Below are 24,725 nucleotides of genomic sequence, written 5' to 3' on the forward strand. Positions count from 1 at the left end.
GTGTACCCAGGAGGGACGCAGGGACGTGCGAACGTAGGAACGCAGCGCTGCGGCGACCCGGCGTGGGGACGCAGCGCTGCGGTGACCCGGCGCAGGGACGCAGCGGCGCAGGGACGCAGCGGCGCAGGGACGCAGCGGCGCAGGGACGCAGCGGCGCAGGGACGCAGCGGCGCTGCGTCCCTACGAGGACGACGGTGAATCGGGCGCTTCTTCCTCGATAGACTCCAGCGTCTGATCGCGTGCGCGCTCGATCCGGTCAAGGCGTCGCTGGAACTGCCCCATGGCAAAATGCATGAAATCGTCGTGGCTCAACCCGAATGGAACGACCTCATAACAGGCAAAGGCATCATCGATGACCCCCATCGCGTACACCACCAGTTCATTCATCCGCTCAACAATGACGTCCCACAGGCGTGGTTCGGCATTGATCAGGCGCGACAGGAGATAGACGCCATAGGCGATATGGCGTGATTCGTCCTGCTTCAGCAAACCGATCCCCTTGCGTGTGCCCGGCATCAGGTCGCGCCGTTCGAGCATAGTGAAATAGGCGTGATACCCGGTCTCCGCCAGCACTCCTTCGACGATCATGTTGTAGGTGAGCGATGCTATCGCCTGCGCCTCCGGTGACGGATCGTCGCGCAGACGCCCCATGGCAGCCGGTAACGCCTCGTGGATGAGTGCGCGGTAATTCGACGTATGGTAGTGGCTCAGATCCCCCGTCACCCCGGTGACTTCGGTCAGAAAACGGTTGAAGAAGTCGGTGTGCTTGGCTTCCTCCCACAGAAAACTGGTCAGGAAGAGTTCTTCTTCGATGCGTCCTTCGGCAGCAATTGTGGCGACGAGCGGCAGCAGATCGAGCGTGACCGCCTCCTCGCCCGCCTGAAACAGCGATGTCAGACGCAGCACCAGATCGCGTTCGTCTGCCGTAAGCGTTTGCCAGTCGCGCACATCCTGGCTGAAGTCAATATCGCTGGGATTCCAGACCCCCAGGCGTTTGGCTTTCTCGAACAGGCGCATCGGAACCGTATCGCGGCGTAAGCCCCGACTGGTCGTTACAAATGCGGTATGAATCACGAACGTCTCCTTTCCGTTTTTGCGATCTTGTCCCGTGTTTTCGTCTCCAGCGGCGATTGAATGCCAGCATGGTGCAGAATGGTGCGAACATCCGGACCGGTCAGGAAGGCAAATGCCTCCTGCACGGCGCGCGATGTGGTTTGTTCACGCGCGCGGAGTGCAAACCATTCCTGCTGAAGATTCAGCCCATCGACCGGCACGATGCTGACATCAGAGTGATGCGTCAGACAGGATCGTGGGACAAACGCCATCCCGAGCCCGTTGCGAACCGCTTCGATCGCCGCAGTAACACTGTCGGTCTCCAGGACAATGTTAATGTCGGTACGCGCCGGTTTGCCTGAGCGGAGCCGCTCTTCGATAAGGCGCCGCGCAGCACTCCCGTTGAGCGGCATGATCAGCGGAAAATGGCGGAGCGCGTCTGGCGTTATCAACCCACGGTGCGTGATCTCATGGGTGCGCGGCGCAATCAGTTCAAGCGGCTCACTGCCGAGGAGTTGCACGATCCAGCTGCGGGGGCTCTGCTTTTCCTCGATCAGCGCGATGTGAATGTGCTGGCGGGCGAGTCGGTCGAGCAGGATCTCAGGCAGGGCGACGCTGACGGCAAGACTCACTGCCGGATGCCGCTCGTGAAATGCTTTGAGTATTCGCGAGAGCAGCGCTTCTGCGCCTGCGGGTGTGCAGCCGATCATCACCCGACCGCCAATCTGACCACGCAGGCTGCGGATGTGCTCTTCTGCGCGCGTTGCCAGTTCCAGCATTTCGCGCGCGACTGCAACCAGTTCTTCGCCAGCATGGGTTGGCAGCATCTGCTGCCCGACCCGTCGAAAGAGGCGCACCTGGTCAAGTTGCGCTTCGAGTGCTCGTATGTGATTACTTACAGCCGGTTGAGACAGATGGAGACGTTCTGCCGCAGCGCTGTAGCTTCCGGTTTCGACCACTGCCAGAAATGTTTGCAGATGTATCGTGTTGAGCATAGCGTTCATTTGCCTGAGTACAATTGCTCAGCCGCCATGGGCGCCCGGCGTCACCACAAAAAAGAATCCGAGACCGGTGATCAGATACACGGCCAGCAACTGCACGCCTTCGAGCCAGTTGCTCTCGCCATCGACCGACTTCCTGCTCTGCACGTCGCGAAGTAACTCAAAGAGCGTTGGGATCATCATACCAACAACCGAGAGCATCATCATCGTCGCCGCGACGCCGGTCAGATTGCGATCAAACGTTTGAATGCCGTGACGCAGACCGCCGAGCAGCAGGCTGAGACCGAGGATAAGCAGCAGGTTGCCCAGAATCGAGCCGGTGATCGATGCTTTGACCAGTTCGATCTTTCCTTCGCGCAGCGCGACGATCGTGATGATCAGTTCGGCGGCATTGCCCAGGGTGGCGTTCAGCAACCCGCCGACTTTCGGACCGACGTGGATGGCGAGTTCTTCGGTCGCCTCGCCGAGCAGACCGGCGAGCGGGATCAGGGCGATACAGGAAAGGGCAAAGACGAGCAGCGGGTTGGGGAAGAACCATTCTGCCAGAAACGCAATGGGCACGAAGATCAGCATGTAACGCAGAATGTTCATCAGAACTTCTCTCCCCGCGACGAATGCAGATGAGTGTCGGGTAAGTCATCATACCACATGCGTGGCAGGTGTCGGTTGCACGCTGGCTCTTTTCGACATACGATAAACAGGAAAGCGCGGTTGAGGCGCCGCGTCGCTATGGGAAGGAGGTTCTTGTGTTGACCAGTGATCAGGAGATTCGTGAGTTACTCACCGCTGCGCGTACTGTTGCCGTAGTTGGCATCAGTGATGACCCTGAGCGCGACTCGTATATGGTCGCCGAGTTTTTGCAGCGTCAGGGATACCGGATCATTCCGGTCAATCCGCGTCTGGTGAATCTGAATATTCAGGTGCTTGGCGAGAAGCCATACGCCACGTTGCGGGATGTGCCGGAAAAGATCGATATTGTGGACATCTTTCGCCGCCCTGAAACGGTGATGCCGGTCATTGAGGACGCTATTGCGGCAGGTGCGGGGGCGGTGTGGATGCAGTTGTCGATTGTGAACGAGGAAGCAGCAGCGCGCGCTGAGGCAGCCGGGTTGAAAGTGGTGATGAACCGGTGCATGGCAGTCGAGTATCGACGGTTGATGCCCAGGTAGAAGTCTGGAACATGGCTCATGCTCCGCATTCCATGCTGCGCCGGGATGGTGTACCATACCCGTGCAAAAAGCGATGCACACCAAGCCACGGAGAGAAACCATGCTCGCAGCATATGCGGAGCGCTATCGCACGAATCTGGAGTCGGTCATTTCGTTCTGGTTGAACCATTCGCTGGATCGCGAGTACGGCGGACAGTTCACCTGCCTTGATCGCGATGGGACGGTCTATGACACGAAGAAGTACATGTGGATGCAGGGGCGGGCGGTCTGGATGTTTTCGCGGCTCTACAACGAGTTCGAGCGGCGTCAGGAGTTTCTCGATGCGGCAACGCTCATCTGTCGGTTCATGCGCCGTTATGGTCGCGATCCGCAGGGGCGCGTCTATTTCAGTCTGACCCGCGAAGGGGAACCGTATTTCTATCAGCGCAAACCGTATGCCGCTGTGTTCTACATGTTGGGGTTGCTCGAATATGCCCGCGCAACCGGTGACGCCAGTTGTTTCGATGAAGCCGTTGAGATCTTCTGGAAGATCGATGCGTGGATCCGCAATCCGGTCTTGCTCGACCGTCCGGTGCTGATCGGCAACCCGCCGATCAGCAATCTGGCGAATGTGATGGTGCTGGCGAGCATGGCGATCGAACTGGCGCGTGTCTCTGATGATCCGCGCTACCTCCAGGTCATCCGCGACGCGATGGATGGCGTGACCCGCCACTATGATCCACAGCGGCGCATTCTCGTCGAGCATGTCGCACTCGATGGGCGCGACCTGCGCGCCTGGCCCGAAGGTCGCCTGTTCAACCCCGGTCATGCGATTGAGGTCGCCTGGTTTCTGCTCCATATGCTGGAATTCGTCCCTGACGAGCAGCACCGGCAACTGGCGCTCGATGCGCTGGAAGGATCGCTGGAGTATGGTTGGGACCGTGAGTACGGCGGGTTGTACTACTTCATGGATATCGAAGGAAAACCCACGCTGCAACTCGAGTCGACGATGAAACTCTGGTGGCCGCATACCGAGGCGATCTATGCGCTGGTGCTGGCGTACACATCGACCGGCGAGGAACGCTGGTTGCGCTGGCTGGAACGGGTGGATGAGTACGCCTTCCGCACATTTGTCGATCCGGTCTATGGCGAGTGGTTCGGTTACTGCGACCGTCGCGGCGAACCGGTGCTGAGCAGCAAGGGTGGCAATTACAAGGGTTTCTTCCATGTGCCGCGTGCGCTACTATTCAGCGTGCAGCGCATCGAAGGCGCGCCCCTCGCGCAGCACCGTCCATAGAAAGAGCGGTGCCGCCGTCATAATCCGTCGCCAGCGCCAGGGTTGCACGATCAGGCGATAGAGCCATTTCAACCCCAGGCGTTGCATCAGCGCCGGTGCACGCGGCACGACGCCTGCCAGTTCATCGAAGGTTCCCCCGACGCCGATGGCGACCGGCACACGCAGGAGCGGTTGATTGCGTGCAATCCACAGATCCTGCGCCGGGTGCCCATATGCCACCAGGAGCACGTCGGGTCTGGCGGCAAGGATGCGTTCGCGGATCAGCGGTTCGTCGGACGGGCGCGGCGAGCCAGCGTAGCATCCGGCGATGCGCAGACCCGGATTCGCCCGTTGCAGGGCTGCCGCAGCGCGCTCTGCGACGCCTGGCGCCGCGCCGAGGAGGAACAGCGACCAACCGCGTCGCGCCGCCTCAGCAGCAATGCGTTCGGTCAGGTCGATGCCGGTCACGCGCCCGCGCAACGGCGTCCCGCGCCAGCGCGCCGCCAGGATGATCCCAAACCCGTCGGGTGTTGCCAGGTCGGCAGCGGCAAGCACCCGTCGAAAGGCGCGATTGCGTCGCGCTTCCATCACAAACTCCGGATTGACCGTCACGATCTGGTGTGGACCGCCTTCGTCAATGAACCGGGCAACTGCGGCAATGGCTTCATCCATCAGCACATCATCGATAGCGACGCCAAGAATGACGACACGCTTGCGCATGGTGTTGGACAGCCCTTTCTTGTGCGGCTATAATGGCGATCTCTACGATTGCACAGGATCGTCGATATCCCGATATGCGATTATAAAGGAGTTCCATCATGTACCGCAGCCACACCTGCGGCGAGTTGCGTGCAGAACACATCGGTCAGGAGGTGCTGCTCGCTGGTTGGGTGCATCGCCGCCGCGACCACGGTCCGTTGATTTTTATTGACCTGCGCGACCGGTATGGTATCACACAGATTGTCTTTGACTCGGCTGATTCGCCGGTGGCGCATGCTGTCGCCAGCGATGCGCGCGTGGAGTACGTGCTTCAAGTGCGCGGCAGGGTGGTGCAGCGCCCGGAGGAGGCGTACAATCCCGATATTGCCACCGGTATGATCGAAGTCCACGCAACCGAGGCGACGGTGCTCAACCCGGCAAAAACGCCGCCGCTCTACATCAATAAGGAAGGTGGTGAAGAGGAGACGCTTCGCCTGAAATATCGCTATCTCGATCTCCGGCGCGAACGGATGCAGCGGAATATCATGCTGCGCCATCGGATCGTCAAGTTCATCCGCGATTTCCTCGACCGCGAGGGGTTTGTCGAGATCGAGACGCCGATCCTGATCAAATCGACGCCAGAGGGTGCGCGCGACTATCTGGTGCCGAGTCGATTGCATCCGGGCAAATTCTATGCGTTGCCGCAGTCGCCGCAGCAGTTGAAGCAACTGCTCATGGTCGCCGGATTCGATCGCTACTTCCAGATCGCGCGCTGCTTCCGCGATGAGGATCAGCGCGCCGACCGGCAGCCCGAATTCACGCAACTCGACATGGAGATGAGTTTTGTCGATCAGGGCGATGTGCTCGATATCATTGAGCGTCTGTTCACTGCGTTGTGTCGTGAAATTGTACCGCATAAGCGGTTAGTGACGCCCTTCCCGCGCCTGACATACGCCGAGGCGATGGAGCGTTTTGGGTCGGACAAGCCGGATCTGCGCTACGGTCTGGAACTGGTCGATGTGAGCGATGTGGTGGCTGCCAGTTCGTTCGGCGTCTTTCGCGCAGCGCTCGATACCGGCGGGCAGGTGAAGGGATTGCGCATTCCCGGCGCCGGGAGTTACTCGCGCAAACAGATCGACGAGGTGGTTGAACTGGCGAAGCAGGCGGGCGCCAGAGGATTGCTGTGGGCGGTTGTGCCAGGCGAAGGGGGCGAGGTGCGCTCCAGTTTTGGCAGGCAGGTGTCACCCGATGAAATGGCTGCCATCATTCGCCGCATGGAAGGCGCACCCGGCGATCTGTTGCTGATCGTTGCAGATCCGCCGAAGATTGTGGCGCAAACCCTGGATCGCCTGCGGCGCGAATTTGGTGCACGCCTTAACCTTGCCGATCCGAATGTGCTGGCGTGGGCCTGGGTGATCGATTTTCCGCTCGTCGAGTGGAACGAGGAGGAGCAGCGCTGGGATGCAGTGCATCACCCATTCACAGCGCCAAAGGATGAGGACCTGCACCTGATGGACACCGACCCCGGCAGGGTGCGCGCCAAAGCGTATGACCTGATCCTGAACGGATACGAAGCTGGCGGCGGATCGATCCGTATCCATCGCCGTGATGTGCAGCAACGCCTGTTCGACCTGCTCGGCATCGACCGCGAAACGGCAATGCGTCAGTTCGGGCATATGCTGGAAGCGTTCGAGTACGGCGCACCGCCGCACGGCGGCATTGCCCCCGGCATCGACCGCATTTGCATGATCCTTGCCGATGAAGTCACGATCCGCGAGGTGATGGCATTCCCGAAGACGCAGCAGGCGGTCGATCTGATGACCAATGCGCCATCACCGGTCGATGAGCGTCAGTTGCGCGAGTTGCATATTGCGCTGCGGCTCGACTGAGAGAGGAGTGGTGCAGTGAAGATCTATACGCGAACGGGCGACGAGGGCGAAACCGGGTTGTGGGGCGGGTTGCGCGTCCCCAAGGATGCGCCCCGCGTTCAGGCATACGGCACTGTCGATGAGTGCAATGCGGCAATCGGCGTCGCGCGCGCGGCAGGCGTCGGCGCAGAACTCGACGCGCTGCTGGCGCGGGTTCAGAACGATCTCTTCGTCGTCGGCGCCGACCTGGCGACGCCTGGGGAGGCGGCGAATATTCCACGTATCGACCAGGAGGCGGTGCAGGCGTTGGAGCAGGCAATCGATGAACTGGAGGCGCGATTGGAACCATTGCGCCAGTTCATTCTGCCGGGTGGTTCGTTATCTGCCGCTTACCTTCATCTGGCGCGCACGATCTGTCGCCGCGCCGAACGGCGGGTTGTGGCGCTGAGCCACAACGAACCGGTCAATCCGCAGGTCGCTGTGTATCTGAATCGCCTTTCAGACCTGCTGTTCGTTGCTGCGCGGTTTGCGAATGCGAACGCTGGCGTCCCCGATGTGCCGTGGGAAAGCCCTCGGATGCGCGGGAAGGCGGAGGGAGGTTGAACGTCAAGTTGGGGCACGGCATGCCGTGCCCGTACTCCTGTTGCGGCAGGGCATGCCGTGCCCGTACCGTCACCGCCGGTCGTGTTGCGGCAGGGCATGCCGTGCCTGTACCGTCACCGCCTGTTGGGGCACGGCATGCCGTGCCCGTACTCGCAATGCCCGAAGATGCTGAACATTCACCGCCAGGACGCAAGGCGCTGAGCGATGCCGGTCAGATCGATGCTGTCGTCGATGCCATCCTGGCGGCGCCAAAGTACCGCTCCATCGCCCCAACCCTGGTGCGCACCCTTGCAGTGCGCGAACTCGCCGTTCGTCGCAATCTCCGGGAGGCGATCAAGGCGACGAAGAACCGGTTGCATCAGGTTGTCGGAGCGTATGTCGAACAGCGGATCGACGTGGAGCGCTGGTTGACGCTTTTACAGAGGGGTACTGCGCTCCCGCCGGTGACCCCTTCCGACGAGACGCTTCTCCAGGCGGCGCAGGCGAACCCACGCGTGGCGCATCTCGATGCTTCCTTCCTGCGCGCTACGCTGTACCTGATGGCGCAGCATGCGTCGACCCGCGAACGACTGCCGTTCCTGCTCCATTTTTACGCCACCATATATGCCGCCCTTCCACCCATCCGGTCGGTCCTGGATGTTGGCTGTGGGCTGAACCCGCTGGCGATACCCTGGATGCCGCTTGCCGATGACGCCGTCTACTATGCCAGCGACATCGATAGCGCCCTCATCGAGTTCATCGGACGCTTTATGGCGCTCATCGGCATTCCCGGTAACGCAGAGGTGCGCGATCAGACGACCGATCCCGGCGGTCCGCCGGTTGATCTGGCGCTGGCGTTGAAGATAGCGCCGGTGCTGGATCAGATCGAGCGTGGCGCTGCGGCGCGTCTCGTGGAAACGCTCGATGCGCCATTCGTGCTGGTGTCGTACCCGGTGCAGACCCTGGGCGGGCGACGCAAGGGGATGGGTGCAACCTACGAACGCCAGTTTGAGGCGCTCGTCGCTGGCAGGCAGTGGGACGTGCAGCGTTTCGTCTTCCCCGGCGAACTCGCGTTTTTGATCAGAAAGGATAGCAGACTGCCCTGGAAGTCATCGGCGTCATCCTGTTAACCGTAGCAGGCATCTCTCTGCGGCGCTCTGGGGGTGATGATGCTGATCCGGGGTTTATTTGACATAATATTCTGTTGATGCTGGTTTCTCGACATTGTTCTTCCGGGAAAATGCGGGAAGGTTCCTGTTCGAGAGCGGGTATTCCTACCCTGTCGTCTTCTGATGCAGTGCGCTACCATGGGGTGCGTGAAGAACGACACAATCCGGTAACCGGTGGGAGGGGTTGCATGGGAAAAAACGTTATCAAACTTTTTGCGCTGATGGCAGCGCTGACCGCGTTGTTTCTGGTCATCGGCAATGCGTTGGGTGGAACATTCGGACTGATCATCGCGGTTGTTTTTGCGGCTGTAATGAATCTGGGCGCGTACTGGTTCTCCGACAGCATTGTGCTGCGCATGGCGGGCGCCCGCGAGGTGAGCCGCGAGGAAGCGCCGTGGTTCTACCAGACGGTCGAGCAGTTGAGTGCGCGCGCCGGGTTGCCCATGCCCAGGCTCTACATCATTGATGAAGATGTGCCGAATGCGTTCGCAACCGGTCGTAGCCCCAGCAAAGGGGTTGTGGCGGTAACCACCGGCATCAGCCGCCTGCTGACGAAAGAGGAGCTTGCCGGGGTTATTGCGCACGAACTGGCGCATATCAAGAACCGCGACACGCTGATCTCAGCAGTGACGGCGACAATCGCAGGCGCTATTGCGGCAATCGCCGATATGTGGATGTGGAGCCAGATCTTCAGCATGTTTAGCGGCGGTGATGACGACGAAGGCGGCAACCCGATTGGTGAACTGCTGCTCGTGATTGTTGCACCGATCGCGGCAACGCTCATCCAGCTCGGCATCTCGCGGGCGCGCGAATTCCAGGCGGACGAACTCGGCGCCCGCATCCTGGGCGATCCGTTGCCGCTGGCGAGCGCGCTGGAGAAGATTGAGTGGGCGGCGCAGCGAGGGGTTATGCAGATGAACCCGGCGACAGCTTCGCTCTACATTGTGAATCCGCTGAGCGGCGCTGGCGGGATGATGCGCTGGTTCAGCACCCATCCGCCCACCGAAGAGCGCATTGCCCGACTGCGCGCGATGGCGCGTCAGGAACGTGGTCGCGGCGCGCTGGCGGCGTAGAGGTGAGACGATGTAGTGGTCAGACGCGGGCGGCATTCAGGTCGTCCGCGTTTTTCGTTTTACGCTACAATGAGAGAACCAGGAACCAGGAACCAGGAACTGAGAACCGGGAACCACTGGGGAAAGCGTGGCTGAACACAAGCGCAGGACGGGGATGGACGTGATCGATTCAGAGCTGACCCCGCGTGCAGATGAAGCGCCAAAAATGTACTGGCAGGTTCTGCTGCGCCTGCGCTGGTTGCTCGGAGGCGCCATTGGTCTGGCGTTTGCCATCGGACGGATGCTCGAGGCATTATGGTTCGAACCCGACACACCGATCACGCGCGTCCTCGGCGATGTAGCAGCCTGGGGGCTTCTTGGCGGTCTGGCGGTCTGGTTGACGCTGACATGGGTCAGTCGCCAGGAGCAGCGGTACCAGACCGGACTGGAACAGGCGTTGCGCGACCAGCAGCGCGCCTACAGCCAGCTGGCGCTGCTCAGCGAAGTCAACCGGCGGATTGTCGATTCGGCGACCCTCGATGACATTCTCGATGCGGCGATGACGTTCCCGCGGCGTCTGGTTCCGGCGCGGGCGACGGCAGTGGTGCTGCTCAACCCGAACGGGTTTGTCGAGGCGCGCGCCCAGGGGATGCCGGGAGAGGAACTCTCCCGTTTACGCAGAGCGTTGGGTATCGCCGATAGCGTGGCGACCGCCCGTCAACCGCAGATGATCGAAAGATCCGGCTGCGCCTGCCTGGTGTTGCCGCTCCACGACGGTATGGCGTTGCTGGGTTGGATTGAACTCCATCTTGAAGATTCACTCCCCGTTGCCAGCGATGAACTGGCATTGCTGGAAACCATTGCGAACGAGGTTGCCGAAGCAATCGCCAGCGCCCGGCGACGTTCACGCGAGGAGCGCGCTATCTATCAGCTGGAACGCGCAATCGCCGAAGAGCGCGCCCGTATCGCACGTGATATTCACGATGGTATTGCGCAGAGCCTGGCGTTTATGCGCATGCGCGTCGATCTGTGGCTGGACTGGATCGAGCATGATCCGCAGCGTTTACGCGCCGAATTGCTGGAACTGAAAACCACGCTGCGTGAGCAGATCCGCGAATTACGACGGGCGATCTTTGCACTGCGCCCGGTGCAGTTCGACGAATTGGGCTTCGTGGGCGGGTTGCGGCGCTATATCGTTGAGTTTGCCGGTCAACATAACTGGGACATCGATGTTGATCTGACGGGTACGCCGTCCACCATTCCGCCGGAGATTGAAGCAGTTGCATTCCGTGTCGTCCAGGAAGCGTTGACCAATGTCGCCAAACACGCGGCGGCAACGCGCGTCGAGGTGATGATCGGACGGGTCGATGAAGGGTTGCAAATTGTGGTGCGCGACGATGGACGGGGGTTTGATCCGGGTGCGTTGCCTGACGCGCCGGGGCATGTAGGGTTGCGCCAGATGCGTGAACGTCTGGCAGCGTTGCGCGGGCAACTGACGATCCTCTCGCGTCCCGGCGCAGGGACGGAGTTGCGCGCCTGGATCCCCCTGCCGATGGGCGCCAGGGAGAAGGCGGTTCAAGGTTGAAGGTTGGAATTCTGGAGTGCAGCATGGCTGCGCTTTCCTCTGAACGGCAGAGTTGCCGCGTCAAATCAAGCGAAATAGGGGACGCATATGAGCAGTGAAATTCGTATTCTCCTCGCCGACGACCATCGCATGTTTCGTCAGGGGTTGCGCGAACTGCTGGAGCGCAAAGCAGGATTCGTCATCGTCGGCGAAGCGTCCACCGGACGCGAGGTGCTGGCGCAGGTTGCAGCGCTTCAGCCCGACATTGTGCTGCTCGATATTCAGATGCCGGAGATCGACGGTGTCGCCGTGGCGCGTCAACTTGCCCAATCGCACCCGGAGGTCAAGATCATTATGCTGACCATGTATCGTCAGGATCAGCACCTGTTCGAAGCCATCAAAGCCGGTGCGCGCGCCTATCTGCTGAAAGATGCCGACGCCGACGAACTGATCGACGTGATCGAGCGGGTGTATCGCGGTGAGGCGGCGCTCGATCCAACCGTGACGTTGAAGGTATTCGATGAGTTTCGTCGCCTGAGTGTTGATCAGGATGCCGAACAGTTGACAGAGCGCGAACGGGACATTCTCACCCTCCTGGCGGCTGGCTACGACAACCGCACCATCGCGCAGCGCCTGTTTCTTTCGGAAAAGACGGTCGGCAACCGCCTGAGTGAGATCTTCCAGAAACTTGGGGTCAGCAATCGCACGCAGGCGGCGCTGGTTGCCGTGCAGCGCGGCCTGATCGCTCCGCCGAAACCGGAGGCGGAGTGATCAGGAGCGGTTCCGGGCTAGATGCCGAAGATTGCGCGGGTGATCGCAAGATAGAGTGGTAACCCAAGCGTCAGGTTGAATGGAAAAGTGATCACCAGCGAAGCAGTCAAATAATACCCTGGATTGGCTTGCGGCAACGCGATGCGCACTGCCGCTGGCGCAGCGATGTAGGATGCACTGGCAGCCAGCACCCCCAGCACCATGCTGCCGCCGGGTGACAGGCCCGCAAGACTGCCGAGCCAGATGCCGAGTATGCCATGCAGAACAGGCATAACAATACCGAAGCCGATCAGAAACTTCCCGGCTCTGGCAACATCGCGGAACTGGCGGGCAGCAACCATGCCCATTTCGAGCAGGAAGAAGGTCAATGCGCCCTTGAATGGGTCCACGAACAGCGGCGCCACCTGGGCGACTCCTTCTTTGCCCGCGGCTGCACCGATCACCAGACCGCCAAACAGGAGCAGAATGCTCCTGCCAGCCAACACCTCGTGCAATACGCTGCGCCACGAGCCAACCTGACCGAGACGCAGACGTGCAATGACCAGCGCGACAATGATGCCGGGAATTTCCATGACGGCGACCAGCGTTGGCGCGAATCCTTCATACGGCATTCGAACGCTTTCCAGAAACGTCAGGCTGGCGCCAAATGTCACGGCGGACACCGAGCCATAGTGTGCGGCAATCGCGGCGGCATCGGCGACGCCGAACCTGCCCAGTGCACGAAGGATGGCATAGCACCAGATAGGAATGCCAACGCCGAGCAGGAGAGCTGCCAGGAGCGGCGCCCACAACTGCGCCAGGGGCGTCACCGAAAGTTCCGCGCCGCCCTTCAATCCGATCGCCAGCAACAGATAGATCGATAATGCCGTGTACAATGCATCCGGGAAGTGAAGGTCACTTCGTACCAGAGTGGCGACGATTCCCAGTACAAATGCGAGTGCCATTGGTGAGAGAAGGTTGAGGCGTATCAGTTCGAAGAAATCCATCAGGGCATCCTCATGTCTACAACCTGCATCGCCAGCGCATCCCAGGGTGCATGGCGACAAGGCTACGGCTTTAGTGCCTATTATATCGATAGCGTATACATATCAGTTTTACGATGAATATCGACAATAGTGCAGCGCTTCATGCGCCGATGGCGTCGGTTTTGGAGATGATCCTCGGCGCTCTGCCGTTGCCGGAAGGTCCGCTCCTCGATGTGGGGTGCGGCGCCGGGCACAAGACGGCGCTCCTTCGCTCAACGCTCAACGTTGCCGGATCTCTTGTCGGCATTGATTGCGACCGGGAAGCGTTGTCGGCGGCGGCGCGCGGCGGAATGTGGGCAATCGCAGGTGATGCGCATATGCTGCCGCTACGCACGGCGTGCTGCGGCGCGGCAGTATGCCTGGCGACGCTGGGGATGCTGCATGATCAACGCACGGCGCTCCGCGAACTGCGGCGCGTCGTGCGACCCGGAGGATGGCTGGTCGTTGTTACGGCAACCACTGCCTGGACGTTCTGGTCAGTTCGTCTACGCGATTGGATCCAGGCATTGCTTGCAGAACGTGAGCGCAGAAGAGTGGATCTGCTGCTGACGACCCCCGAACCGGCTGTCGATCTTGCCACGCTGATCCGGGATGCAGGGTGGCGGGAGGTGCGCGCCGGAGCGTTTGTCATTGAAACGGGTGATGAGATGTCGCGGCGTGTATTGCCGTTGATCTCGCAGAACAGTGCGCGACAGCAGTTGACGCCAGCCAGGTTGCGCGAGTATGACGCGCTTGTTGCTGACGCCGATATGGAACTGCTCCCGCTGATGCTGGTTGCGACCGGATGGTGAACGACCGGCGTCGGGTTTTGCGCTTCAGGATCTGTGGATCACGCGCCACACGTTTACCGGTTGTGCGCCGGTTTCGATGGATCGCGTTTTTCTGGCAATGCCGGTAACGCCAGAGGCGCCTGACGCCATGCCTGAATCCCCCAGATCACCAGGGTGGTCGCCGCTGCCTCGTCGAGATTACCGACGAATGGCAGAGCATCGGGAATCAACTCGAGGAATCCTGCTGTAGGATTGATCAGGTAGACGATACCGAGCGCGATCGCGCCAAATGCAATGAGACGACGCTGCCATGGACGGTTCATGAAAAACCTCTTCCTGCGTGATCAAAACAGTACGTACTGTCGAAAAGACGTAGAGAAAGCGTTAAAAGTTGCAACCTGACGCATCTCCGCATCTGCGTGGTATACTGCCAGCCATGTCTGCACACAGCGACGAATTGCCGACACGCCGGGGAAGATTGCCACTGCCCGCCTTTCTGCCGGACGCCACATTCGGCACGGTGCGCGCCGCCGATGCTGGCGATGTGCGGGCTGCTGGCGTGCATGCGCTGGTGATGAACACATTCCACCTGATGCAGAAGCCAGGCTCATCGACCATTCAGGCGCTGGGTGGTCTTCACGCAATGGCTGGCTGGGACGGTCCGATCATGACCGATTCGGGTGGTTTTCAGGCATACTCGCTGATCCGCCAGAATCCGAAGCAGGGTCGGCTCAGTGACCAGGGGATCGTATTCCAGCCGGAAGGTGCAGGGCGCAAATTTCAGTTAACGCCGGAGAAATGCATTCAGTTGCAACTGGCATATGGCGCCGATATTGTGGTCTGTCTGGACGATTGCACCCACGTGGATGATACACCGACCGAACAGCGCGCCTCGGTACGGCGAACCATCCGTTGGGCGGCGCGTTGCAAACAGGAGTTTGAACGTCAACTTGCGATGCGTCGAATGGACGATGAACGTCCGCTGCTGTTTGCGGTCGTCCAGGGCGGAGGCATCGCCGAATTACGGCGCGAATGCGCTGAAGCATTGCTCGAGATCGGTTTCGACGGGTATGGCTATGGCGGATGGCCCCTCGACTCGGCGGGTAACCTGCTGACCGACATGCTGGCGCTCACCCGCGAACTGATCCCGGCGCATCTACCGCTCCACGCGCTTGGCGTCGGTCACCCGGAGTATGTGGCGGCCTGCGCGCGAATGGGCTATCAGATGTTCGATAGCGCTCTGCCGACGCGCGATGCGCGGAATGGACGCCTGTACGCCTTTGCTGCCGATCCGCACACGCCTGCGTTTCGCCTCGTTGATCGCTGGTTTCACTCCATCTACATCCAGGACGATCGGTATATCAAGTCCACCTTGCCGATCTTTCCCGGTTGCGACTGCTACACCTGTACGCACTATTCGCTTGGCTATCTGCACCATTTGCACGCAATCGGCGAAACCCTCTTCTATCGCCTGGCGACGATCCATAATCTCCGGTTTATGAGCATCCTTACCGACCTGTTGCGCGCCGAATGGCAGGGCAAACGCGGGGAACGCTGAAGGTGGAAACAATGACAGAATCTACGTTGCTTATCGTCGCAAGAGCCGAAGAACGATACTCCCAACAATCCCTGCAAGCATAGTAATTATTCCGGTCGTAGTTATCGTCTGAGCAATCGTAGCGTGCATGTTGTAGCGCGCAACCAGCTCAGGCGGCGGATCCTGGTATGGAATGCCAGCAAACACGACGTTGTACACGAAACCGGTAATAATCAGGATGAAACCAATGACGATCAGGATCAGAAGCCAGTATGATTTCATTGTGTGATCCCCTTGCTTCTTCTCAAAGGATATGGGGCTGACGTTTACGAAGAAAAATATAAAGTGGATGCATCTTTTTTGTGAATCTTTCCAATAATTACAATTTTTTAATAATTAACCATTTACTGACACTTGATAACCTCCTCTTTACCTCTCATTGAATGCTGCTTAAGTTGCACTGGTTATACTTCCTCCTGAGCCTGAAGTCAAATTTGCACGTGTGAGTGTGCCAGGTCATCCTGGCTTCTCGCGCTGTTCACCGGTGAGTCGCGAATGCGGATGGTATTTGCGTCGCCGATAGATCGCGCCGCCGTAAAGTCTTTGCCCGGCATTCACGGCATGTTCCCCGGCATCTTCTAACCGAATGACCGGCCGGTTCACCGTGCAATTGTATGCGTGGCTCGCGTGGCTGTGGAAACAGACAGCAGTAAGGAGTGGAACGCCATGTTCGGAGGAAAACGCACGCTCGGTCTGATTGGTACAGTTATCCTGCTGATCGCAACGGTCTCTGCGACAGCGGCAGGTACGGGCATCCCGGAATTGCAGGGTTCGCGGCGCACCGGCAACGTCATCTTCATCCATCCCGACGGCGCTGGCTTGAACCACTGGAGCGCCGCGCGCATCTACTGGTACGGTCCTGATGCGCTGAGCCCCTGGGACACACTGCCTGAGATGGCGGCCTATCGGGGGCACATGGAGGACATTCTGACGGGAACGTCGAATGGCGGCGCGACCACCCACGCCTTTGGCTACAAAGTCGAAGGTCTTGGATCGTTTGGCAAGGATGGCGACGGTGATGCCGCTCGCAGCATTCGAGCGCTCTCCGGCTATCCCGGCAGTATCATGCGCGAAGCGATCAATAACGGTCACCCGGTGGCGCTGGTAAACGATGGCGATATTGCCGAGCCTGGCACAGCCGCTTTCGTCTCTGAGGTCGGCAACCGCAACCTCGACAACGAAATTGTCCGCCAGATCCTCGACGGTCGTCCAGGTTTCGAGGGCGAGCAGCCGCCACACATCATTCTTGCTGGCGGCGAGAGTTTCTTCCTGCCGGTCGGCACGCCGCAGTGTGCGCCGGATGCCATAACGCTCGACTGTCATGTCCACCTCGATCCGATCACCGGCGCCGGTCCCAGCCGCACGGATGGTCGCAACCTGCTCAAAGAGTTCGAGGCGAAGGGGTATGTGATCGTGCGCACCCGCGCCGAGTTCGAGGCGCTGCGTGAGCGCGTGAATAGCGACCGCCGGTATGCGCCGTATGTGCTCGGTCTGTTCGCTGCCGATGATATTTTCAACGACGTGCCAGAGGAACGCCTGATCAGCGCGGGTCTGGTCGATCCTTCCATCGATGTCAACGACAAGCGCACCAACCTGATCCTCTTTGGCAGCCGCCCCGGCACGCTCGGTTATAACCCGCCAACCGCCGCTGAGATGACCGATCTTGCGCTGACGATCATTCAGCGCTGCTCACGGCAGGCAGGAAAGCCGTTCATGATGGTTGTCGAAACGGAAAGCGTGGACAACTTCGGTAACAACGACAACGCGATCGGTACGCTTACCGGTCTGAAGCATGCGAATGATGTGATCGAGGTTGTGCAGCGCTTCCAGCAGCGCAATCGCAACACGCTGATCCTTACCGCAGCGGATAGCGATGCGGGTGGCTTGCAGGTTGGCGCGTGGGATCCGGCCAGGAATGTGGCGGACTACAATAACAACCCGACTGGTGTCAGTGCGCAAAATGTGCGTTCACCGCTCGATGGGCGCTACGGGCGCAACTCGCCGCCGTTCCTGAGCGAGCCTGATGCGTATGGCAGGCGAATGGCATTCGCGGTAAGCTGGGTGGGCACGCCCGACGTATCGGGTGGTATCCTCTCGCGTGCTCAGGGTCTGAACGCTGCGGAACTGCGGCGCACGTTCCGCGGGCGCTTCGACAACACTGATGTCTACCGTCTGATGTACCTGTCCCTCTTCGGCACGGCGCTGCCGTCGTCGGTCGGTCAGGAGGCGCCTGACCGGTAGAAGGCTCATGAAGATTGAGCATTATAGCAGTTCTCATAAAGATTGGTCTTGTTGGGCAGGGTTGCACCCGCCATCGAAAGCGGACGCCGTGTACGCCATCCCTTCGCGTGTTCCGCGTCTCCGTGTGCATCAGACCGGCTCACGCGGAGGCGCGGAGGCGCGGAGAGCGCGCGCAGGTCTTGCAAGGTCTGTCAGACGGGGCTGCACCCGTCGCTGGAAACGAGCGCTTCACGTGCCACCTCGAGGCGGCGCCGTGGGGGGCACGGCATGCCGTGCCCCCACACCCGTCGCTGGAAGTGGGCGCCTCGCGCAACGCGGCAGACCCGGACGAGAGTCAACGTATTTGAGAACTGCTATAAATCCGGTATCCCGTATAGCCGTGGGGCTGGAGCCCTCGGCTATACGGAGCAAAGCCCGCCTGCGCGGGCTGGAGCAGAATAATTGCTCAAAGACCATAAGCTCGATGGAGGCAGCTGCCCTGTCCGCTGCCTCCATCAATGGTTTTTGATGTGAGACTGGAAGTTGTCCCATATCACTGCTCCTCAATCGCATCTATCGAGATGCCGACGGCGCTCAACGTCTGCCCCAGTTCCTGGATCGCCGCTGCAATCTGTTGTTCTGCGATCTCCCTGGAACGCCCGGTTGTTGAGAGGGTGATCCGGAACGTTACGTCAGGACCGAAGCGTTGCGCTCTGGACTTGATGTATACGTCGGGATGACGCTCTGCTACTGTGTGAAGCGCAGGCGCCAGGATCGATTCGTCGGTGCAGTTGACGATCACCAGGCGCTCGATGAAGACGCGCTCGCCGAACAGGCGTCGAAGCAGCGGTTGCAGTGGTCCTTCAACGATCCCCTTCAGTTCTGCCGGGACGCCGGGGAGGCAGATGATCGTGGAGGATTCCAGGTCGAGCACTACGCCCAGCGCTGCGCCGATCGGATTGTCGAGCGGATATGCGCCTTCGGGCAGATACGCCATTTTCTCGCGTTCAGGGGTGATCGCTGGATCGTGCACTGCGCCCTCACGGGCAAAATGCTCGTATCGCTGTTGCACGATGGCGAGCGCCTGCGGGTGCAGCAGCAAGGGTCGATTGACGGCGTGCGCAACTGCGGCGACTGTTATATCGTCCCACGTCGGTCCCATGCCGCCAATTGTGACGATCAATCTGACGGAGCGTTCCAGGCTTGATCGGACCTCGCGGACGATTGCGTCCATTTCATCGCGGACGATCACGGCGCGCTCGACACGTCCCCCAAAAGCGGTGATTCGTTTGCACATCCAGTTCGTGTTTGTGTCCAGCACATCGCCCAGCAGCACCTCATTGCCGGTCACAATGATTTCAACTGTGATCATATATCAGCAGACAGAGACGTGTGTGAAAATCCTTCCTTCCAATGAGTATTCAGTCCATACGACCTGAGTGTCGTAAGACGGCCACGAAAGGGCATGCAACAAGCGCAGTACAATGCCCTGCGATACCGCAGCTTCGTTGGTAAAACGGCCAGCCTTAATCCCTGATCGGATTTCTTCGATGTGTTCTTCCAGAATCATAAGAAGTCACCCTGTTCCCAGGAAAGATGATAGAAGCTATGCTCAGAGTCTTGTTGCACCGAATCCAGTTCTGAATTCGTTCATAGTTCGATCATGCTGCGCGTCGCTATGACGGTTCGCAGATGAGGCGCCGTGCAGAGCGCAGCGAGCGAAGCGGTCGGCTGGAAGCGCAGGTCAGGTGAGCGGCGGGAGTTTATACAACGACTGTTGCTGGACTGCCCGTTCCCACAAAACCAGCAATTGCGTTTGATGCTGAGAAGCCCACTCCACAACAAGTCCCAGTGCGCGAGGCGGGAGGTGACCTCCGATGACAACAAGCGTGCGAATATCTATCAAGGCTTCGTGTTCACCATACTCTGCATGAAAATGAGGCGGTGGATGATCTTCATAGTATATCTTGATAACAATGCCGAAGAATCGGCTGATTTCAGGCATGCTGGACACTCAACTCGCGTAGCCTGGGAAAAAGGTCTTCGGGCTTTTGTCCAGTAATTTTGAGATAGATTGCGTCTGGACAGATATCAATATCCTCGCTCCAGGCAATCTCGCCGCTCGATCCGATGCGAACCTTCTGAAATTCCTGGTAATCATTCCAGAGAGCAAAAACACCGTGACCAACGAGATAGGATAAATCAATGGTTCCTTCGACGCCATCTGAAAACTTTACCCAGATTCGGTAGTTTTCGAGTGGTTTGACTTGTATTGGTCTGGGCATAGGTCATCTCCTCGTCGTCGAAACAGGTCATTTTACGATGCCTTATTTTGCATGATGATCGGTTGATCGTGGACTTGCCATCCCGCTTCTCATCATACCACAGAGAGAAATCCAGTCAAAGCGGAGCACAGCGATGTTGCAGAAGAAAATCGCCGACCGCCTCGGCGAAGCTCTCCGCCTGCGCATCTACGACCTCGACTGCTCTTACCCGGCGGTCACACCACCACGACGAGCGCCAGATAGCTGACGTTGGTGTAGAAAGAGCCGACGTGCCGGGTCAGGTTGAGCACGGTGTGGTGTTAGACTGCGCCTTCATTCACCGAGATTGACTGAAAGCTCGCGCCCGTATTTGACCCCGGCTACCTCACAAGCCATTTCAATGATGCGCTCTATCTGGACTCGGCTCAGGTTAGTGCCAGGCCACCATCCGGCACTCAATTGTACTGAGTATTTGTAGCATAGATCAGGGTGTCCCGGATAAAGATCTTCCGGCCTTCGGGCAAGATAACGGCGTGTACGCCCGTGTTTGGGCAGGGCAGCAAATCGTTCAAGAAAAGTTCTGTCACGTTGTGACAGTTGTACGACGACTCTTACCAGAGCCGATTCACCCCATATGTGTCAAAGATGCTATCAGCACTGATAAGGGGCCAGCCTTCGACCAGAATTTGGGCGATCAGCAGGCGATCAAATGGATCACGATGATGAAAGGGCAGTGTGGCGACCAGCAACGCATGCCGCACCGCGATGTCGAGCAAGATAATGTCGTTCAACAAGAGTTGGTAGGGAATAAACAAGTCGAAGGGCTGGCTCAAGCGCAGCTTGCCCAGGCTCACTTTGATCGCCATCTCCCACACGCTAGCCATGCTCAGGAATACTTCATTGGTCGGTTCTTCGATGAGCGTTCGTGCGTGCGAGCTGAGCGCGGGATTGCCCTCCACGAACCAGATGAAGCTATGGGTATCGAGGAGCAGTTTCACGCCATGTACTCGCCAAAGTCGTCGAGCGGAGCATCAAAGTCATCCGCCATGTGGATCAGCCCTTTGGCGCTGCCAAAGCGACGCAGGCGCCTGGCATGTTTGACCGGCACGAGCTGGACGATCTGCTGATCATCGGTTGTGATCAAGACGACCTCGCCACGGACGGCGGCATCGATCAAGCTCGATAGCCGGGTCGTCGCTTCATCAAGTTTGACCTGGTGCATGCCGCTCTTCCCCTGGCGCTACATCTGTGCTGTATCTTGTATCGTGAATATAGTATAGCACACGGAAGCGGAGCACAGCGATGTTGCAGAAGAAACTCGCCGACCGCCTCGGCGAAGCTCTCCGCCTGCGCATCTACGACCTCGACTGCTCTTACCCGGCGGTCACACCACCACGACGAGCGCCAGATCGTTGACGTTGGTATGGGTTGATCCGGGTCGCAGCAGATCGCCCAGGGCATCGAAGAAGGGGTAGCTGTCGTTGCGCGCCAGTGCTGCGGCAACGTCGAGTCCCAGATCTCTGGCGCGCTGGAGGGTCGCGGCGCTGACCACCGCTCCCGCCGCGTCGGTCGGGCCATCGCCGCCATCGGTCGCCAGCGCGACCAGCAGCGCCCCCGGTGCAGCGGCGAGATCGGCGACTGCGGCGAGCGCCAGTTCCTGGTTGCGCCCGCCGCGTCCGTCACCACGCAGGGTGACGGTGGTCTCGCCACCTGCGATGACGCATGCGGGGCGACTGATCGGACGATTGTTGTCTGCGATCTCGCGGGCAATGGCTGCCAGGACCCGTCCAACGACCCGCGCCTCACCCTGTAGAAATGTCGTCAGGATCAATGCGTTGAAACCTTCACGGTGCGCCGCTGCCAGTGCGGCTTCCGCCGCCAGACGGTTGCTGCCGATGATCAGGTTGCCGACCCGCGCCAGCGCCGGATCGCCTGGCTTGGGGGTCTCGGCGATCTCGCCGCGCACGCCGCTTTCCAGCCGCCTGAGAATAGCGACCGGAGTCTGGTGCAGGACGTTGTAGCGTTCAAGCACGTCAAGTGCATCGGCAAAGGTTGTCGGGTCGGCGACGGTGGGACCGGAGGCGATAACGTCGAGCGGGTCGCCGACGACATCGGACAGCACGAGGGTGATGACGGTTGCCGGCGCTGCCAGGCGCGCCAGCCCGCCGCCCTTCAGGGTGTCGAGGTGGCGACGAAGGGTGTTGATTTCGTTGATCGATGCGCCACATGCCAGCAACACCCCTGTCAGTTTTTGCATGTCGTCCAGGCTTATCCCCGGCGCCGGTCGTGTCAACAGCGCCGAGCCGCCGCCGGAGATCAACGCCAGCACCAGGTCGCGTTCGCCCAACTGCGTGAGCAGCGCGGCAATGCGTTCGCCGGCAGCGACGCCGCGCGTATCGGGGAGCGGATGACCGGCTTCGAGCAGCTCAACCTGCGGTTGCAGCGCCGCGACGTGGTCTGCCGTCAGGTGCCCTTCTTTGACGACGACTGTCCCACCGGTCAGGCGTTCACCGACGATCCCGGCGGCAGCGACTGCCATTGGCGCCCCTGCCTTGCCGGCGCCAATGATCCAGACTCGATCAAATGCGCGGAGGTCGTATGTAACGTCTCCGGCAACCAGCGTTTCTCCCTCACGACGCAGAAAGCGGCGGACCGCAGCGCCCGGCTCGACGGCGGCGATTGCTGCTGCCAGGATGCGCGTCACTGCCGCGCCATGCGGCAGTTCGCGCAGTGTCGCAGTCCACAAACGTTCCGGGTTCATGTCGCAACTGCCAGCGACTCGAAGCGATCAATATCGTAGCGAATGACCTCGAGACTGGCGCGCCAGAATGCGGGTGAGCGCAGATCGATCTCCATGCGCGCTGCCAGTTCGAGCGGGCTTGCCAGCCCGGTCGAAGCCAGCAGATCGTCGTAGCGCGCCTGAAAAGCGTCGGGCGCACGCTGATAGGCGGCATACAGCCCCAACCCGAACAGCAAGCCGAACATGTAAGGGTAATTGTAGAAGGAAAAGCCGCTGCTGTAGTAGTGCCCCTTGACCGCCCACATAAATGGATGCAATGTTTGTTCATCGAGCGCATCGCCATACGTTTGTTTCTGCGCGTCGATCATCAGCACGCACAACTCGGCGACCGACAGATCGCGCGTGGCGCGTTGTTCGAACAGCGCGGTTTCAAACAGGAAGCGTGACGTAATATCAACCACCACCTGACACGCGCCGCTGAGGAACGCCTCGAGGATTTCGAGCGTCTCATCGCGGCTGGCGTCCTGGAGCGCCGCATTGCGCACAATCGTCTCACAGAAAATGCTCGCCGTTTCTGCCAGGGTCATCGGCGTATCACGGTTGAGCATCGTCTGCTGCGCCAGGTTGAGGTTGTGGTAGCCATGCCCGAGTTCGTGCGCCAGCGTAAACATGCTGTCCGCTGTGGGATCGTGGTTCAGCAGAATGCGCGACTCATCGCGGCGGAGCGACATACAGAACGCGCCGCCGACTTTTCCTGCGCGCGGTTCGGCGTCGATCCAGCGTTCGCGGAATGCGCGCGCAGCAAAATCGCCCATGCGCGTCGAGTAGCGCGTGAACTGCGCCACGATAAACGCCTCTGCATCGCTGAAGCGCCAGCTGCGTCCACCGCTGCCGACCGGGGCGAAGAGATCGTACCAGGCGAGGCGTTCAAGACCGAGGAGCCTGGCTTTGGCGCGCAGGTAGCGCCGAAAATCGGGAAAGAACTCGCGCGCTGTGGTCATCATGGCATCGAGCGTGGCGCGGTCGATGCCATTGTCGAACAGCGATGCCTCGAGCGGCGATTCCCACCGACGACGGCGACTGAGGGTGAGCACCTGCCCTTTGATGCTGTTGAGCGCGGATGCGAGCGGCAACGCTGCGCGTTCCCAGGCTGCGAGTTCCGCCTCGTGCGCGCTGCGGCGCACTGCCCGGTCCGGGTCGCGCGCCAGATTGCGCACCTGACTCATCGGCAGTTCGACTGTCTGCCCCTCGCGTTCGATGGGCACAAGTATCTGCGACGTCAGATTCTGGTACATACGTGCCCAGGCAATACCGCCCGACAGGTCCAGTTCTGCGGCAAGTTCCTCTTCGGCAGGCGACATCAGGTGACGCGCCTCTTCGGCGGCGCGGCGCACCAGATAGGCGTGATCACGCGCGATAGTCGAGCGCTGGATCAACGTTTCGACATCCAACCCGCCAAGCCAGGCGGTCAATCGCCGCAACAGTTTTGTTAGCCGAACCCCTTCCCGCATCAGCATGCTGAACGTTGCCTGCGCCTGATCGTTCCGTGAGTCGGTTGCCACGAAACTGTAGACATAGGCGCGCTGGGTGGAGAACTGTTCGAGCAGTTCGTTCAGCGCCGGAACAACCGTTTCGAATGCGGCGACAGCAGCGTCATCGGTCGATTGCCGGTCGCGCCTGTTAATTCCCAGACGGTCGAACAGCGAGGTCATCGTGTCGAACGCCTGACGTGTCGCCGTAAGGTCGTGGTTGAACTCCGGCGAATCGAGCGCGGGATAGACGACCGTCATATCCCAATGAGGCAGTGGTTCACTGACTGATAGTGTCATCGGTCTTTCCTTCGGTTTTCAGCGCCATTGCCAGGCGCGATACGGGCGACTCAGAGCGTGTCGCATTTCTGCTCCACCGGCGTGGGGAGGCAATGCT

At 59.9% G+C, this 24,725-nt stretch carries 25 protein-coding genes; 11 read left to right on the forward strand and 14 right to left on the reverse strand.

The window, feature by feature from the left end; genetic code table 11:
* Positions 1-180: 180 nt before the first annotated feature.
* Genes ROSERS_RS10215 through ROSERS_RS10225 form a run of 3 tightly spaced genes read right to left on the reverse strand, consistent with a single transcriptional unit; the run spans position 181 to position 2,645 of the window.
* On the reverse strand, positions 181-1,074 hold the full coding sequence (locus ROSERS_RS10215) for a R2-like ligand-binding oxidase (RefSeq protein WP_011956706.1): 894 nt from the start codon (positions 1,072-1,074) through the stop codon (positions 181-183).
* Positions 1,071-2,048 (reverse strand): LysR family transcriptional regulator, encoded by a 978-nt coding sequence (locus ROSERS_RS10220; RefSeq protein ID WP_041333440.1) that lies wholly within the window; start codon positions 2,046-2,048, stop codon positions 1,071-1,073. Before ROSERS_RS10220 ends, ROSERS_RS10215 begins: the two co-directional genes overlap by 4 nt.
* Before the next feature lie 27 nt (positions 2,049-2,075).
* Positions 2,076-2,645 (reverse strand): sodium/calcium exchanger membrane region, encoded by a 570-nt coding sequence (locus ROSERS_RS10225; protein WP_011956708.1) that lies wholly within the window; start codon positions 2,643-2,645, stop codon positions 2,076-2,078.
* A 155-nt stretch (positions 2,646-2,800) separates the two neighbouring features.
* Between ROSERS_RS10225 and ROSERS_RS10230 the strand changes: the two genes are divergently transcribed.
* Together ROSERS_RS10230 and ROSERS_RS10235 are read left to right on the forward strand one after the other, a co-directional pair.
* Positions 2,801-3,223, forward strand: coding sequence for a CoA-binding protein (locus ROSERS_RS10230; protein ID WP_041335127.1), 423 nt, complete (start codon positions 2,801-2,803; stop codon positions 3,221-3,223).
* 100 nt (positions 3,224-3,323) lie between these two features.
* Entirely contained in the window at positions 3,324-4,499 is a 1,176-nt protein-coding gene (locus tag ROSERS_RS10235; protein WP_011956710.1) for an AGE family epimerase/isomerase, read from the forward strand.
* Here ROSERS_RS10235 and ROSERS_RS10240 read toward each other — a convergent pair.
* Positions 4,446-5,198 (reverse strand): WecB/TagA/CpsF family glycosyltransferase, encoded by a 753-nt coding sequence (locus ROSERS_RS10240; protein WP_011956711.1) that lies wholly within the window; start codon positions 5,196-5,198, stop codon positions 4,446-4,448. The two genes, ROSERS_RS10235 and ROSERS_RS10240, sit on opposite strands and share 54 nt — an antisense overlap.
* 98 nt (positions 5,199-5,296) lie before the next feature.
* Between ROSERS_RS10240 and aspS the strand changes: the two genes are divergently transcribed.
* The 6 genes from aspS (at position 5,297) to ROSERS_RS10270 (ending at position 12,183) form a co-directional block, all read left to right on the forward strand.
* Positions 5,297-7,066 (forward strand): aspartate--tRNA ligase, encoded by a 1,770-nt coding sequence (aspS, locus tag ROSERS_RS10245; RefSeq protein WP_011956712.1) that lies wholly within the window; start codon positions 5,297-5,299, stop codon positions 7,064-7,066.
* A gap of 15 nt (positions 7,067-7,081) precedes the next feature.
* Positions 7,082-7,648: a cob(I)yrinic acid a,c-diamide adenosyltransferase gene (locus tag ROSERS_RS10250; RefSeq protein ID WP_011956713.1), complete on the forward strand. Its 567-nt coding sequence runs from the start codon at positions 7,082-7,084 to the stop codon at positions 7,646-7,648.
* Between the two features lie 140 nt (positions 7,649-7,788).
* The gene (locus tag ROSERS_RS10255) at positions 7,789-8,757 is read left to right on the forward strand and encodes a 16S rRNA methyltransferase (protein WP_232282814.1); all 969 of its coding nucleotides are present in this window, start codon (positions 7,789-7,791) and stop codon (positions 8,755-8,757) included.
* Between the two features lie 227 nt (positions 8,758-8,984).
* The gene (locus ROSERS_RS10260; RefSeq protein WP_011956715.1) at positions 8,985-9,869 is read left to right on the forward strand and encodes a zinc metalloprotease HtpX; all 885 of its coding nucleotides are present in this window, start codon (positions 8,985-8,987) and stop codon (positions 9,867-9,869) included.
* A 154-nt stretch (positions 9,870-10,023) separates the two neighbouring features.
* Entirely contained in the window at positions 10,024-11,433 is a 1,410-nt protein-coding gene (locus tag ROSERS_RS10265) for a sensor histidine kinase (RefSeq protein ID WP_011956716.1), read from the forward strand.
* 87 nt (positions 11,434-11,520) lie between these two features.
* A complete protein-coding gene (locus ROSERS_RS10270; protein WP_011956717.1) occupies positions 11,521-12,183 on the forward strand; it encodes a response regulator in 663 nt (220 codons plus the stop codon).
* 17 nt (positions 12,184-12,200) lie between these two features.
* Here the strand turns inward: ROSERS_RS10270 and ROSERS_RS10275 are convergent, their stop codons facing one another.
* Entirely contained in the window at positions 12,201-13,169 is a 969-nt protein-coding gene (locus tag ROSERS_RS10275; RefSeq protein ID WP_011956718.1) for a sodium-dependent bicarbonate transport family permease, read from the reverse strand.
* 113 nt (positions 13,170-13,282) lie between these two features.
* Here ROSERS_RS10275 and ROSERS_RS10280 point away from each other — a divergent pair, with 113 nt between their 5' ends.
* Positions 13,283-13,999: a class I SAM-dependent methyltransferase gene (locus ROSERS_RS10280; RefSeq protein WP_011956719.1), complete on the forward strand. Its 717-nt coding sequence runs from the start codon at positions 13,283-13,285 to the stop codon at positions 13,997-13,999.
* A gap of 53 nt (positions 14,000-14,052) precedes the next feature.
* Here the strand turns inward: ROSERS_RS10280 and ROSERS_RS10285 are convergent, their stop codons facing one another.
* Positions 14,053-14,301 (reverse strand): DUF1232 domain-containing protein, encoded by a 249-nt coding sequence (locus ROSERS_RS10285; RefSeq protein ID WP_011956720.1) that lies wholly within the window; start codon positions 14,299-14,301, stop codon positions 14,053-14,055.
* A 113-nt stretch (positions 14,302-14,414) separates the two neighbouring features.
* On the opposite strand from ROSERS_RS10285, the gene ROSERS_RS10290 reads away from it, so the two are divergent.
* Positions 14,415-15,536, forward strand: a complete 1,122-nt coding sequence (locus ROSERS_RS10290) for a tRNA-ribosyltransferase family protein (RefSeq protein ID WP_011956721.1) — start codon at positions 14,415-14,417, stop codon at positions 15,534-15,536.
* Between the two features lie 30 nt (positions 15,537-15,566).
* On the opposite strand, the gene ROSERS_RS10295 is transcribed toward ROSERS_RS10290, so the two are convergent.
* The gene (locus ROSERS_RS10295) at positions 15,567-15,797 is read right to left on the reverse strand and encodes a hypothetical protein (protein WP_011956722.1); all 231 of its coding nucleotides are present in this window, start codon (positions 15,795-15,797) and stop codon (positions 15,567-15,569) included.
* A gap of 444 nt (positions 15,798-16,241) precedes the next feature.
* Between ROSERS_RS10295 and ROSERS_RS10300 the strand changes: the two genes are divergently transcribed.
* Complete coding sequence (locus ROSERS_RS10300) at positions 16,242-17,816, forward strand: alkaline phosphatase (protein ID WP_011956723.1); 1,575 nt, start codon at positions 16,242-16,244, stop codon at positions 17,814-17,816.
* A 532-nt stretch (positions 17,817-18,348) separates the two neighbouring features.
* Here the strand turns inward: ROSERS_RS10300 and ROSERS_RS10305 are convergent.
* From ROSERS_RS10305 to ROSERS_RS10335, 7 genes are all read right to left on the reverse strand, one after another.
* Positions 18,349-19,167: a competence/damage-inducible protein A gene (locus tag ROSERS_RS10305; protein ID WP_011956724.1), complete on the reverse strand. Its 819-nt coding sequence runs from the start codon at positions 19,165-19,167 to the stop codon at positions 18,349-18,351.
* 372 nt (positions 19,168-19,539) lie between these two features.
* Complete coding sequence (locus tag ROSERS_RS10310) at positions 19,540-19,800, reverse strand: DUF4160 domain-containing protein (RefSeq protein ID WP_011956725.1); 261 nt, start codon at positions 19,798-19,800, stop codon at positions 19,540-19,542.
* The gene (locus ROSERS_RS10315; protein WP_011956726.1) at positions 19,793-20,080 is read right to left on the reverse strand and encodes a DUF2442 domain-containing protein; all 288 of its coding nucleotides are present in this window, start codon (positions 20,078-20,080) and stop codon (positions 19,793-19,795) included. Before ROSERS_RS10315 ends, ROSERS_RS10310 begins: the two co-directional genes overlap by 8 nt.
* Before the next feature lie 590 nt (positions 20,081-20,670).
* On the reverse strand, positions 20,671-21,057 hold the full coding sequence (locus ROSERS_RS10320) for a type II toxin-antitoxin system VapC family toxin (RefSeq protein ID WP_011956727.1): 387 nt from the start codon (positions 21,055-21,057) through the stop codon (positions 20,671-20,673).
* Positions 21,054-21,281: a type II toxin-antitoxin system Phd/YefM family antitoxin gene (locus tag ROSERS_RS10325; RefSeq protein ID WP_011956728.1), complete on the reverse strand. Its 228-nt coding sequence runs from the start codon at positions 21,279-21,281 to the stop codon at positions 21,054-21,056. The genes ROSERS_RS10320 and ROSERS_RS10325 overlap by 4 nt, the downstream gene beginning before the upstream one ends.
* A 162-nt stretch (positions 21,282-21,443) precedes the next feature.
* Entirely contained in the window at positions 21,444-22,820 is a 1,377-nt protein-coding gene (locus tag ROSERS_RS10330) for a glycerate kinase type-2 family protein (protein WP_011956729.1), read from the reverse strand.
* Positions 22,817-24,628 (reverse strand): M3 family oligoendopeptidase, encoded by a 1,812-nt coding sequence (locus tag ROSERS_RS10335; RefSeq protein ID WP_011956730.1) that lies wholly within the window; start codon positions 24,626-24,628, stop codon positions 22,817-22,819. Before ROSERS_RS10335 ends, ROSERS_RS10330 begins: the two co-directional genes overlap by 4 nt.
* Between the last annotated feature and the right edge of the window lie 97 nt (positions 24,629-24,725).

This window comes from Roseiflexus sp. RS-1 (assembly GCF_000016665.1).
Classification (GTDB): domain Bacteria; phylum Chloroflexota; class Chloroflexia; order Chloroflexales; family Roseiflexaceae; genus Roseiflexus.